This window comes from Cupriavidus gilardii (assembly GCF_008801915.1).
GTDB classification, from domain to species: domain Bacteria; phylum Pseudomonadota; class Gammaproteobacteria; order Burkholderiales; family Burkholderiaceae; genus Cupriavidus; species Cupriavidus gilardii.
In genome coordinates, this window is the sequence record NZ_VZOV01000005.1 from 153,194 (window position 1) to 165,356 (window position 12,163).

At 68.2% G+C, this 12,163-nt stretch carries 11 protein-coding genes; 6 read left to right on the forward strand and 5 right to left on the reverse strand.

The genetic code is table 11. From position 1 onward, the window contains the following. Nucleotides 1–122: 122 nt before the first annotated feature. Nucleotides 123–986, reverse strand: coding sequence for an IclR family transcriptional regulator (locus F7Q96_RS09285; RefSeq protein ID WP_053823822.1), 864 nt, complete (start codon nt 984–986; stop codon nt 123–125). 119 nt (nt 987–1,105) lie between these two features. On the opposite strand from F7Q96_RS09285, the gene F7Q96_RS09290 reads away from it, so the two are divergent. The 3 genes from F7Q96_RS09290 (at nt 1,106) to F7Q96_RS09300 (ending at nt 4,659) form a co-directional block, all read left to right on the forward strand. Next, nucleotides 1,106–2,365, forward strand: coding sequence for an NAD(P)/FAD-dependent oxidoreductase (locus tag F7Q96_RS09290; protein WP_053823823.1), 1,260 nt, complete (start codon nt 1,106–1,108; stop codon nt 2,363–2,365). A 73-nt stretch (nt 2,366–2,438) separates the two neighbouring features. Then, entirely contained in the window at nt 2,439–3,413 is a 975-nt protein-coding gene (locus F7Q96_RS09295) for a Bug family tripartite tricarboxylate transporter substrate binding protein (protein ID WP_082371726.1), read from the forward strand. Between the two features lie 19 nt (nt 3,414–3,432). Further along, nucleotides 3,433–4,659, forward strand: coding sequence for an amidohydrolase family protein (locus F7Q96_RS09300; RefSeq protein WP_170265854.1), 1,227 nt, complete (start codon nt 3,433–3,435; stop codon nt 4,657–4,659). Nucleotides 4,660–4,674: 15 nt separating this feature from the next. Here the strand turns inward: F7Q96_RS09300 and F7Q96_RS09305 are convergent, their stop codons facing one another. Beyond that, on the reverse strand, nt 4,675–5,238 hold the full coding sequence (locus F7Q96_RS09305) for a YcbK family protein (protein ID WP_053823827.1): 564 nt from the start codon (nt 5,236–5,238) through the stop codon (nt 4,675–4,677). Between the two features lie 51 nt (nt 5,239–5,289). After that, nucleotides 5,290–6,867, reverse strand: a complete 1,578-nt coding sequence (locus F7Q96_RS09310; protein WP_151022559.1) for a L,D-transpeptidase family protein — start codon at nt 6,865–6,867, stop codon at nt 5,290–5,292. A 205-nt stretch (nt 6,868–7,072) separates the two neighbouring features. On the opposite strand from F7Q96_RS09310, the gene F7Q96_RS26795 reads away from it, so the two are divergent. After that, nucleotides 7,073–7,246 (forward strand): DUF6726 family protein, encoded by a 174-nt coding sequence (locus F7Q96_RS26795; RefSeq protein ID WP_170265853.1) that lies wholly within the window; start codon nt 7,073–7,075, stop codon nt 7,244–7,246. A 54-nt stretch (nt 7,247–7,300) separates the two neighbouring features. On the opposite strand, the gene sctR is transcribed toward F7Q96_RS26795, so the two are convergent. Further along, nucleotides 7,301–7,960, reverse strand: coding sequence for a type III secretion system export apparatus subunit SctR (gene sctR / locus F7Q96_RS09315; RefSeq protein WP_006576043.1), 660 nt, complete (start codon nt 7,958–7,960; stop codon nt 7,301–7,303). After that, nucleotides 7,957–9,126 (reverse strand): type III secretion system cytoplasmic ring protein SctQ, encoded by a 1,170-nt coding sequence (sctQ, locus tag F7Q96_RS09320; protein WP_249041660.1) that lies wholly within the window; start codon nt 9,124–9,126, stop codon nt 7,957–7,959. The genes sctR and sctQ overlap by 4 nt, the downstream gene beginning before the upstream one ends. A gap of 513 nt (nt 9,127–9,639) precedes the next feature. Between sctQ and sctV the strand changes: the two genes are divergently transcribed. Both sctV and F7Q96_RS09330 read left to right on the forward strand, forming a co-directional pair. Further along, on the forward strand, nt 9,640–11,775 hold the full coding sequence (sctV, locus tag F7Q96_RS09325) for a type III secretion system export apparatus subunit SctV (protein ID WP_053823830.1): 2,136 nt from the start codon (nt 9,640–9,642) through the stop codon (nt 11,773–11,775). Nucleotides 11,776–11,778: 3 nt separating this feature from the next. Further along, entirely contained in the window at nt 11,779–12,045 is a 267-nt protein-coding gene (locus tag F7Q96_RS09330; RefSeq protein WP_006580269.1) for a flagellar biosynthetic protein FliQ, read from the forward strand. Nucleotides 12,046–12,163: the final 118 nt, after the last annotated feature.

Consider the following 12,163-nt stretch of genomic DNA (forward strand, 5'->3'; position numbering starts at 1 on the left):
CATCGAGGGGGACCGCTCTGGGGGAGCGCAGACAGCATGGTAGGCAGCGTCGATGACAGTTTTTTGACAACGGCGGCGGATGCGATTCGGCCCTTGCAGCGGCCGCGCCCCGCGCAAATCGCTCAGCGCGCGTTGACGTCGCGTTCGATCGCGCGTGCCGTGACCAGCAGCTGCGGCAGCAATTGCCGCAGCGTTTCCTCGACCGTCCAGCGGGAGGTCGACACCGCGATGTTCACGGCGCCGATCGGCTCGCGCTGCCGGTTCAGGATCGCCTTGGCGATCGAGATATCGCCGATGAAGGATTCCTGGTCGTTCAGCGCGTAGCCGCGTTTGCGCGCGGTCTGCAGCGCCGTGCGCAGGTCGGACAGCTCGGTGCGCGTGTGCGGCGTCATCGCGCGGCGGGGCACGCGCGCCAGCAAGCGCATCGCATCGTCGATGTCCATTTCCGCGAGGATCGCGCGGCCGGCCGCGGAGCAGTGGATTGGCAGACGGGAGCCGACGTGCAGGTCGACGCTGACCGCACGAAAGCCGGGAAAGCGCACCACATAGACGATCTCGTCGCCTTCCATCTCCATCAGGTTGACGGTCTCGGCGGTGCGTCGATTCAGGTCTTCGAGATGGGGCAGGGCGCGGTCGCGCAGCGAGTCGCTGGACAGCATCGCGTGGCTCAGGTGCAGCACCTTGCCGGACAGCGTAAAGGCGCGGGTTTTCGGGTCCTGGCGCAGATAGCCGAGGGCGGTCAGCGTATGGGTGATGCGCTGCAGCGCGCTGCGGCTCAGCAAGGCATGCTGGCAGAGCTCGGTCAGGCCGACCGGGCGGCCGATGTCCGCCAGGCATTCGAGCACTTCGAAGGCCTTGCCGATCGACGCGATGAAGAGCGGATTGGCCGGCCGCGTGTCGTCTTCACGCTCGTCGCGCTGTCCGCCATCGCCGTTCGCCCCCGCGATCCGGGCTGTCGGTGCCCGCACTGCCTTCGCCGTTCCCATTCCAGGGTCTCCTCGCTGAGCTGCCCAGATATCGCATGCCGATATCCGCTATTGCGCCCGCGATAGTGAGCCACTTACATTCGAAGCCGTCAAGCCATCCACCGATCCAACAGATTTCCATGCAACATCAGAACACGCCGATCCCTCCGTCCGCTTCGTCCCGCCCGCCACGCGTTGCCGTGGTCGGCGCCGGCATCGTCGGGTCGGCGATCGCGTACGAGCTGCAGAAGCGCGGGGCCGAGGTCACGCTGATCGACCGGGACGAGCCCGGCCAGGCCTGCAGCTATGGCAATTCCGGGGCCATCAGCCCGGGCTCGGTCGCGCCGCTGGCCATGCCGGGCGTGCTGGCGTCGTTGCCGGCGATGCTGCTGGACGAACGCAGTCCGCTGTATCTGCCGCTGCCCTATCTGCCGCGCGCCTTGCCGTGGCTGCTGCGATTTATCGCGTCGGCGTCGCCGCGCCGCGTCGAGCAGGCTGCGGAGCGGCTGCATGCGATCCACGTGAATGCGGTGCAGCGGCATCTGCAGCTGACGCAGGAGATCGGGGTGCCCGAGCTGCTGGTGCGGCGCGGGCATCTGCATCTGTATCCCGATGCCGCGGCGCTGGACAAGGACGCGACGTCGTGGCGCATGCGCAAGGAGTTCGGCTACGACGTCGAGAGGCTGGACCGGGCCGGCATCGAGGCGCTGGAGCCCAATGTCGGCAGGCGCTATCAGGTCGGCATGTTCTTGCAGGACCACGCGACCATCGTCAATCCGGGCCGCTATGTGCAAGCCATCGTGCGGGCGTTCGAGCAGCGCGGCGGCAGCCGGCTGCGAACCGAAGTCCGCGCGCTGCGCCGCGCGGACTTCGCGGGCCGGCCGCGCTGGTGTGTGGTGGAGGCCGACGGCCGCACGGACCAGTGCTTCGACGAGATCGTGGTCGCCGCCGGCGCCTGGTCGCGCCAGTTGACGGCGCCGCTGGGGCTCGACATTCCGCTGGAGAGCCAGCGCGGCTATCACGTGCAGTTCCGCGATGCGGCGCGAGTCGTATCGCGCACCGTGGTGCTGGCGGACCGCAAGGTCTTCGTGACGCCGATGGAGGAGGGGCTGCGCGTCGGCGGCACGGTCGAAATCGGCGGGCTGTCGCGTCCGCCCGATATGCGCCGCGCGGCGATGCTCGAGCGGATCGCGCGCGAAACCTTCGATGGCCTCGACGATCCGGCGCCGAGCCGATGGATGGGGCACCGGCCGTGCATGCCGGACTCGGTGCCGATCGTTGGGCCGGCCGAGGGTCATCCGGGCCTGTGGCTGGCGGTGGGGCACGGGCATTTGGGCGTCACCGATTCGGTCAATACCGCCTACCGGATTGCGGATGCGATGGTAAGCCCGGCGGCCTGACACGCTGATCAGAAAGCCGCCCAGCTCGACCGATGACGCATTGCCATGCTGATGTGAAACAGGGGAGCTCACGATGAAACGACGCACTTTCCTCACCGCCTCGTCGCTAATGCTGACGACGGCGGTACCCCGGCTCGGCGCGGCCGCCGATTGGCCCGAGCGGCCGATTCGCATGGTGATCGGCTATCCGCCAGGGGGCAGCACCGATGTCGGCGGCCGGCTGCTGGCCGAGCAGTTGTCGTCGCGGCTGGGTCAGCAGATCGTCGTGGAGAACCGCCCCGGCGCCAGCGGCACCATCGGCGCCGCTTCGGTGGTGCGGGCCGAGCCGGACGGCTATACCTTGCTGCTGGCGGCGTCGCCGGAGGTCTCGATCGCGCTTTCGACGATGAGCCTGTCCTACGATCCGCGGCGTGACCTGAAACCGGTGTCGACCGTCGGAACGGTGCCGTTCCTGCTGGTGGTCAATCCGTCGGTGCCGGCAAAGACGCTGGCCGAGTTCATTGCCTATGCCCGCGCCAATCCCGGCAAGCTCAACTATTCGTCGTTCGGCGAGAACACGTCCAACCATATGGGCGGCGAACTGTTCAAGCGGATCGCGCGCATCGAGGCGGCCCATGTTCCATACAAAGGCAGCGGCCCGTCGATCGCCGACGTGATTGCCGGCCATATCGACTACACGCTCGACACGCCGCCCGCGGTGCAGGAGCACGTCAAGGCCGGCAAGCTGCGCGCGCTGGCGGTGGCACTGCCGTCGCGGCTGCCCTCGCTGCCCAATGTGCCGACCTTCGCGGAGGCGGGCCTGCCCGACTTCAGCGGCGGCACCTGGTGGGGCCTGCTCGCGCCCGCGAAAACACCCGATGCGGTGGTCGCGCGCCTGAACCGCGAGGTCAACGCGATCCTGCAGATGCCCGAGGTGCGCCAGCGCTATGCGTCGCTGGGTGCGGTGGTGCAGGGCTCGTCGCCGGAGGCGTTCGGCCGCTATATCGACGCGGAAATCACCAAATGGAGCGAGCTGGCCAGGCAGATGGCCCCTGCCGCCAAACGATGACGACCGAGAAGGGGAAAGCATGAGAACGCTGCTGAAACACGCCACGCTGATCGACTGCGTGGAGCCGGCCGCGCAGCCCGACAAGGCCGTGCTGCTGGAGGACGGCAAGATCCGCGAGATCTTCCATGCCGGCGATCCTGCCGGCGTAGGCGACTGCGAGGTGGTCGACCTGCACGGCGCCTTCCTGATGCCGGGCCTGTGGGACGTGCATATCCATCCCGACTACTTCCCGACGCTGATGGACATGCCCCTGCCCGACCAGGTCACGCTGTTCGGCCACAAGCTGCAGCAGGGCCTGCTCGAATCGGGCATCGTCGGCTTTCGCAGCGCGGGCGCGCACAGCTTCATGGATGTCGCGTGGAAGCGCGCGTTCGATTCCGGCCAGCATCTGGGCCCGCGCGTCTTTGCCGCGGGGCATTTCCTGACCACGACCGGCGGGCACTTCCTGACCTCGGGCCATGCGCTCGAATGCGACGGTCCCTATGGCTTCGTCAAGGCGATCCGCGAGCAGATCAAGCATGGCGTCGACCATATCAAGCTGAACCTGTCGGGCGGCATCCTGGGGCCGGCGTGGGACCTGCACCGGCACAGCTTCCTGCTCGACGACGAGATCCGCGCCGCGTTCGATATCTGCAAGCTGCGCGAATTCAAGGTGATGGCGCATGCCACCAATCCGGCGGCGGTGAAGGCCGCGGTCCGGCTCGGCGCGCATTCGATCGAACATGGCTACATCATGGACGACGAGTGCATCGAGGCGCTGGTGGAGCACGGCACCTGGTATGTGCCGACGCTGGCGATCAGCCATCTGACGCCGGTGCAGGCCACCAATATCTTCGAACGGCGCTGGTCCAGCGAACGCAATCTGGCGCAGGCGCTGTGCTGCCGTGCGGAAGCCGCGGTCGAGCAGCACACCGAGGCCTTTCAGAAAGCATTGCGCGCGGGCGTGCGGATGGCACTGGGCTCCGATATCCGGCCGCTGAAGGACGCGGCCCTGCTGGAGCTGGGGCTATGGGTGCGCGATGGCGCCACGCCGTGGCAGGCGATTCGCGCGGCGACCGCGCATGGGGCAGCGGTCTGTGGCGTCGGCGATCGGCTCGGCACGATCGAGACCGGCAAGATCGCCGACCTGATCGTGGTCGGCGGCAATCCGCTCGAGGACGTCAACAACGTCCGTCAATTGCAGCTGGTCTTCAAGGATGGCCGGATCGTCTCGGACAAGCGCGGCCGAAGCGAGCCGCGCCAATAACGGTTGCCGTGGGGATCAGCCCCAGCGGCGCACGCGGCCGGTGTCGATGTGGATGAAGTTTTCGCTGCGGTAGAAGCCGACGCCGCCGGCCTGCAGCGACACGGCCGCGTCGCGCAGATCGTCCAGCGGCACGCCGGGCAGGCGGATGTCGATCGCCTTGCCGTCCAAATGCAGGCTGTGCTTGGCCACGCCGCCGCCACGCGTCTTGCGCAGGCGGGAATTGGTATGGGGGCTGCGATAGCCGGAGATGACCTGGAACGGGTTGTCGCTGCCCAGCACCGTGCGCAGCTGGTACAGCACGCCGAACAACTCGGGATCGATCGTGCCGACGTCCCCCGAATAATGGTCGCGCAGGAAGCGATTGAGCTTCAGATGGGCCTGCGGCAGGACCTGTTCGCCCATCGCATAGACCAGCGACAGATGCTCGCCGGTATGGGTGTGGTCGAAGGCCAGCGCGCGCGCGCCCGGCACATTGGCCAGCGCCAGCCTGGGCGCCAGGGCCGTCAGGCCGGCGCTCAGCGCCAGGCCGCCGGTACGTTGCAGGAAGCGGCGCCGTGCCGGATCACGTGAATACGTCATGATGTGATGTTCTAGCTTGCTTGGCTCGAAGTTGGCTCGATGTTGCCTGTCTCAGGAGGGCGGGGCGCTGGCCGCGCGTTTGGCCGGCGGCGTGGCCCTGACGGCTGGCGTATGTGAGGCCCGGCGCGCGGCGCGCTGCTGCAGCGCCTGGCCGAGCACTTTATCCTGGCCGTAAATGTCAGCGAGGAAGTATACCCGTCCATCGGCTCTTGCGATGGCCGTGCCATAAGCCAACGTTACCGGCAAGGGATTGATCAGCGAGACGGTGCTGGCCTTGCCGGCGCCCATCGCCTGCCGGATCCGCTCCTCGGTCCATTCCGGCATGTCCTTGAGCACGAACCTGGCGAGCGCCACCGGATCTTCGACGCGGATGCAGCCGTGGCTCAGGTCGCGCCGGCCGCGCTTGAACAGCTGCGGCGCCGGCGTGTGGTGCAGATAGATGGCCTGGTTGTTCGGGAACACGAACTTGATGTCGCCGAGCGCGTTCAGCGGGCCCGGCCGCTGGCGGATGCGCATCTGCCCGTCCATCACCGCCTGCATATTGGCGGCGTTCAGCTGCTTGATGACCTCGTTGCCGGCCACGAATTCGAAGCCCTGCCGGTTGAAGTAGGCGGGATCGCGCTGCAGCCGCGGAATGATCTCCTTCGTGGCGATCGAGCGCGGCACGTTCCAGTACGGGCTGAACTCGATATAGCGCATGTCCTCCTTGAACAGCGGCGTGCGCGTGTCGAGGGCCTTGCCGACGATCACCTTCATCTCGAGCCGGATATCGAGCTTGCCCTCGTGGAACTCGTAGGCGCGCAGCATGAACTCGGGGATATTGACGACGATCATGCGCGAGCCTTCCGCCAGCGGAGTCCAGCGCAGTCGTTCCATCGTCAGCACGATCTGCCGCACGCGCGCCGACGGCGGCGTATTGAGCTGGTCCAGCGTGGCCGGGCCGATCACGCCGTCCGCTTCGAGGCCATGGCGGGTCTGGAACGACTTGACCGCGGCCACAAGCGGGCCGGTATAGGTGGCAGGCACCGGCGTGCCCGCGGGCAGATCGCCAAGCGCGGTCAGGCGCTGGGCCAGCGCAGGCAGGCCGTCATAGGGTTTGCCCTCGGTCAGCTTGCGCTCGGGCAGCGCCGGCAGAGGGGACTTCCAGTAGGGCTGCGTGGCCAGCGCGCGGTAGCGGGCCAGCGCATCGCGCAGGGTGCCATACAGCGGAAACGACGGCGCGGCTTCGCGGATCGCTGCCGGCAGACGGTTCGCCGCCAGCGCGGCGCGCAGATAGCCATCGGGATCGAACGGCTTCTCCTCGGCGATATTGAAGTTCGCGCCGACCTTGCGCGGGTCGACGCGGCCGCGGTGCAGGTCGGACAGATAGCGCTGCATTGCCGCGGTCAGCGCACCGTCGAGGCGATCGGCCGCCTCGGGCGGCAGCGCCGGCCCGTTGGCGGCCTTCGCCACCGCGTCGCGCAGCATGTTGGCGTCGTAGTCCTCGGCGTCCAGGCCGTCGGCCGGTGCGTTGGCCAGTGCGGCGACTGCCTGCTGCGCGGCGGGAGTCGGCTTGCCATTGGCGAACCACAGCGGCTGGGCCAGTGCGCCGGTGGCGAAGCCCGTCAGCAGGGCGGCCAGCAGGACCATCGGCAAGGCGGTCAGCGCGCCGGCGATCCAGCGGCGGCGCCGCGTGCGGGGAACCGGGAAGGGCGATTGCAGGTCGTGCAGATGGGTCGTTGCGGCAAAAGTCATCGGCGATCCGGAAGGGCGTATCAGTCCGTATGCTAGCCCAGGATGCCGGCAGGCAAGGAATCGTGCACAATGCGCGTTCCCGCTGACGAGGCCATGCCCGATGAAACGATTGCTGATTGTATTGCCGCTGCTCCTTGCATCGGTCCTTGCGCTCGGGGGCTGCGGCGTGCTGGCCGCCCCGTGCCGGGTTGCCTCCGCGGGCCTGAAGATCGTGCCGGTGATCGGCGATGTCGCCGCGCTGCCGACCGATGCCTGCGCCGAGGTGATCGACTGAGGCAGAGAGGATGGAGAGCGAGGCCGATGCCGCGGCCGCACCGGCCGCAGCAACCTAGCGGTACGACAGCACCAGCCCCTGGATCAGCTGCGTCCACCCCTCCAGCATCACGAACAGCAGCAGCTTGAACGGCACCGAGATCGTGGTCGGCGCGATCATCGACATGCCCAGCGCCAGCAGGATCGCCGCGACGATCAGGTCGACCACCACGAAGACCAGATAGATGATGAAGCCGATCTGGAACGCGCGCGTCAGCTCCGACAGCGTGAAGCTCGGGATCAGCACCATCATGTCGTCCGGCTGCAGATCGTCGGCGCGTCCCTCCGGCCAGATCCGCTTGGCCGACTGCACGAAGAAGGTGCGGTTGCGTTCCTCGGTGTGCTTGATCAGAAATTCCTTCAGCGGCCCGCTGACCGAGTCGTAGACGGTCACCACATCCCCCACGTTGAACGGCGCATTGCTCTGCGCGCGCCGCTCGATCGCGTCGAAGGCATCGGCGCCGATCGGCGCCATGATATAGGCGGTCAGGATGATCGCGATGCCGTTCAGCACCATGTTGGGCGGCACCTGCTGCAGCCCCAGCGCGGCGCGCAGCAGCCCGAACACGATCACCAGCTTGGTATAGCTGGTCACCATCAGCGCGACGAACGGCGCAATGCCGAACGCCAGGATGACGGTGAGGATCAGTACCGGGTTGTACAGATTGCCGCTCATGCGTCACCCGCGGCGAAGCTCGACACGCGCACGCCGAGCCGGTTGCCCACCGCGATCAGCGTGCCGGTGCCCAGGATGCGGCCGCCGGCGACGATGCGCACCTCGCTCTGTTTCAGCGGCTGCGGCAGTTCGAATACGTAGCCGGGCCGCACCTCGCGCAGGTCGGCCAGCGCCAGCGAGACGTCGCCGACCTCGAAGCGCAGCGACACCTCCAGTTCTTCCAGCCGATCGAGCGCGGCCGGGGCGGCGTCCGGATGCGGCAAGTCGCGCTGCCCGTTGTTGCGGTCTTCCATGCTGTCTCCATGAGCCGACGGCGCGGCGGGGGCGCCGGTCGGGCGTTGAATCGTGATGCGGCGCCCCTCGGCCAGCGCGGGCCAGCCCAGTCCCGCGGCACCGGTGGTGCAATGGACGGCCAGCGCGCCGCCATGCGTCTGCCACTGTTCGATGCCGACGATGTCGCCGGGACGGATATCGCGCATCTCGCCGACCGCGATGGCAGTGGTGCCGATGCGCACGGCCAGCGGCACGCGCAGTTGTGCCAGCCACGGCGCCAGCGGCGTATCGGCTCCGCGCTGCAGCAGCGGCAGCGCGGCAAGGCGTTCGGGCTCGTCAAGCTGCAGGGTCGCGTGCAGCGCCTCGCTGCCGCTGGTGCCGTCGCGGTCGTCGCCGCCATCGGCGATACGCCGCAGCGTCAGGCCGAAGCAGGGCGCCCGCGAGCGCGGGCCGGCGCCATCCCCTTGCCAGGCGAACGGCTGCCGGGATACGGCGGCCGCGGCTTCCGCGACCTGGGCGAGTGCATCCGCCATCAACGCTTGCCGCAGCAGCGCGGGCAGCGTCTCCGCGGCGCCGTCCACGCCGAGCAGCCGGCGTTCGCTCGGAATATCGAACGACAGCTGTCCGCGCGTTTCGCCGATCGTGAAGGCGTAAGCGTTGCGGTGGACGTCCAGTCCGCCGTGCGAAGAGGCCGACCCGCCGGCCGCGGGGCCGTCCTGCGGCTCGAAATGCAGCAACCAGTCGGCGCCGGCCAGGCGCAACCGCAATGGCGCCGTCCGGCACAGCAGGCGATTGGCCAGGGCCGCCACATCGGCTTCGACATGCGGCAGCTCGGGCGCGGCGTCCAGTTCGCGGATCGGGGTGTCGCCGGTTCCCGGGCGGTGCAGCCGCACGCGCGCACGCGCCGGCCCGCCGCGGCCCGCTGACAAGGGGCCTGCCGACGCTGGGGATTCGCTGAGCGCAACGGATGACGTCATGAATGGCAGAGGCATGGCAAGGCCCGCCGGCGGCGCGATGCTGGCCGCAGCGGCCGCAGCCGGTGACCGAAGTACGCAAACGAAGTACGCAGCTGCATGGCAGATGCGCGACGGGAGAACGATACGGAAGCAGGTGCAGCGCCGTCCACTACGAGCCTTGGTAGGGGCGGCCCCCGGCACCCCCTGCGCAGTCCCGCTGCTACGAATCCTCGGTATTGGTCGCGTGGCGCAGCCGCCATACACTGCGCTCACCGTTCGCCAGGGGTGCGCCGCGGCGGCGTGGCTCGGCTTGCCGTGGCATCGCGTCGGGCAGGCTCGCCCCGGGGACGGCCGATCGAACCATTGCAGGGGCCAGAAGGCCCAAAAGCACCGCAATAGCAGCCCTAAAGCAGCCCTAAAGCAGCCCAATAGCAGCCCACATATCGCGTCATGGCAAAACTGTCGGGATTCACCAAGGGGATCGGCCCCGCGCCGGGCCTGCAGCAGATGGCTGCGGCGGCCTCGCGCCAGTCCGACATCGCGCTGACGCTGCTGCTGTTTGCGGTGATCGCACTGTTCGTGCTGCCGCTGCCGACCTTCCTGCTGGATCTGATGCTGACGATCAATCTGGGCATCAGCCTGACGCTGTTGATCGTCGCCACCTATATTCCGTCGGCGCTGTCGCTGTCGACGTTTCCCTCGCTGCTGCTGTTCACCACGCTGCTGCGGCTGTCGCTGAATATCGCGTCGACCAAGCTGATCCTGTTGCACGCCAATGCGGGCCACATCATCGAGACCTTCGGCAAGCTGATCGTCGGCAACAACGTCGTGGTCGGCGGCGTGGTGTTCCTGATCATCGCGATCGTGCAGTTCATCGTGATCGCCAAGGGCTCGGAGCGCGTGGCCGAGGTCGGCGCCCGTTTCGCGCTGGATGCGATGCCGGGCAAGCAGATGAGCATCGACGCCGACGTCCGCGCCGGCACCATCAGCGCCGCCCAGGCACAGGAGCGGCGCCGCGAGCTGGAGCAGGAATGCCAGCTGCACGGGGCGATGGACGGTGCGATGAAGTTCGTCAAGGGCGACGCGATCGCGGGCGTCGTCATTGCGCTGGTCAATATCCTGGCCGGCATCACGATCGGCACGCTGATGAAGGACATGAGCATCGGCGACGCGCTGCAGCGCTACGCGATCCTGACCATCGGCGACGGCATGGTCTCGCAGATCCCGTCGCTGCTGGTGTCGATCGCCGCCGGCGTGGTGATCACCCGTGTGTCGTCGGACGACAGCGACAGCCGTGCCGCCAACCTCGGCACCGTGATCGGCCGCCAGCTGCTGGCCCAGCCGAAGGCGCTGCTGGTGTCGGGCGTGGCGATCGCCGTGTTCCTGGTGGTGCCCGGCTTCCCCAAATGGACGTTCGCCACGATGGCGCTGGTGGTGGCCGGCTGCGGCTACTGGCTGATGCGCCGCGGCCAACGGACCGCCGGCACGGTGACCTGGATCGAGATGCCGGACGAGCGCAAGTCGGACGATACGCGCTCGGCGGTGGCGCCCGCGCTGGCGCTCGACCTGGACCCGACGCTGCGCGATCGCCTCGACATGCGCCAGTTCGAGCAGCGCATGACGATCGCCAAGAGCCAGGTCGAATCGGACTTGGGCATGGTCTTTCCGCGGCTGCGGATCGAATACCGCCCGCTGGGCGAGCCGGATACCTACGCGATCCGCGTGCAGGACGTGGTGGCTTCGCGCGGCGCGCTGCGGCCGGGCATGGAGCTGGTCGAGCCGGGCTCGCGCGCCCTGGTGGACCAGGGCCGCGCTGTGGTCGGCGCGCCGTTCGGGCCGTTTGCCGAGGCGGTATGGATTCCGCAGGACAAGCCGACCGGCCGCGCCGGCCGCGAAGCCATCAGCGACGCGCGGGCCCCGGGGGCGCCGCGCACGCTGTCCTGCGAGGAAGTGCTGGCCGTCCATGTCGGCGCGGTGATCAAGCAGCATGCCGCGCCGCTGCTGGGCATCCAGGACGTGCAGGAGATGATGCACGTGGTGCAGGCCGAGGCGCCGGACCTCGTGATGGAACTGGCCCGCGTGGTACCGCTGCAGCGCGTCACCGAGGTGCTGCGCCGCCTGCTGCAGGAAGACGTGCCGATCCGCAACCTGCGCACGATCTTCGAAAGCCTGGTGACCTGGGCACCCAAGGAAACCGATGCGATCGCGCTGACCGAACTGGTGCGCGTCGATCTGGGCCGGCTGATCACCAGCCGCCATGTCGGCGGCGAACGCGCGATCGACGCGGTGCTGTTCGAACCCGCGCTGGAGCAACGCGTGCAGGGCGCGATCGAGAAGGCCGCGCGCGGCAACCTGCTGCTGCTGAGCCACGACGTCACCCGCGAGATCCGCGAGCAGTTGCGCCAACTGCTGGAAAAGGCAAACGCCGCGCGCGTGGTGGTGGTCGTCAGCGTCGACGTGCGCCGCTACATCAAGCGGCTGATCGAGCCGGTCGCACCGCGCCTGCCGGTGCTGTCCTACCAGGAAGTCGACGAGGACGTGCGCCTGGTGCCGGTCGGCTGGATCCGCAATCCCGAGGTCGAGTGAGCGATGGGCGCCGACACGATTCTCGATATCACGCGCGAGGCGCTGCTGGTGGTGCTGTGGGTGACGCTGCCCGTGGTGCTGATCGGCACCGTGGTGGCGCTGGTGGTGGCGGTGCTGCAGGCGGTCACCCAGATCCAGGATCAGAGCATCGGCACCTCGGCGCGGCTGATCGCGGTGCTGGTGTCGCTGGTGCTGCTGGGCGGCTGGCTCGGCGGCGAGGTGATGCGGTTCTCGCAGCGCGCGATCCAGACCATGCTGACCTTCTTGTAACGACAGATTCGCACGGCAGTTACGCACGACAGTTACGCACGACAGCTACGCAAAATCACGCAGTGGAAAACCGGGGAGGATATGTTGACAAGCGAACGGTTCGGACCTCGATGTCTGG

Coding starts and splice junctions, on each gene's coding strand:
- F7Q96_RS09285 (WP_053823822.1), bottom strand. CDS start 986: ATGGGAACGGCGAAGGCAGTGCGGGCACCGACAGCCCGGATCGCGGGG.
- F7Q96_RS09290 (WP_053823823.1), top strand. CDS start 1,106: ATGCAACATCAGAACACGCCGATCCCTCCGTCCGCTTCGTCCCGCCCG.
- F7Q96_RS09295 (WP_082371726.1), top strand. CDS start 2,439: ATGAAACGACGCACTTTCCTCACCGCCTCGTCGCTAATGCTGACGACG.
- F7Q96_RS09300 (WP_170265854.1), top strand. CDS start 3,433: ATGAGAACGCTGCTGAAACACGCCACGCTGATCGACTGCGTGGAGCCG.
- F7Q96_RS09305 (WP_053823827.1), bottom strand. CDS start 5,238: ATGACGTATTCACGTGATCCGGCACGGCGCCGCTTCCTGCAACGTACC.
- F7Q96_RS09310 (WP_151022559.1), bottom strand. CDS start 6,867: ATGGTCCTGCTGGCCGCCCTGCTGACGGGCTTCGCCACCGGCGCACTG.
- F7Q96_RS26795 (WP_170265853.1), top strand. CDS start 7,073: ATGAAACGATTGCTGATTGTATTGCCGCTGCTCCTTGCATCGGTCCTT.
- sctR (WP_006576043.1), bottom strand. CDS start 7,960: ATGAGCGGCAATCTGTACAACCCGGTACTGATCCTCACCGTCATCCTG.
- sctV (WP_053823830.1), top strand. CDS start 9,640: ATGGCAAAACTGTCGGGATTCACCAAGGGGATCGGCCCCGCGCCGGGC.
- F7Q96_RS09330 (WP_006580269.1), top strand. CDS start 11,779: ATGGGCGCCGACACGATTCTCGATATCACGCGCGAGGCGCTGCTGGTG.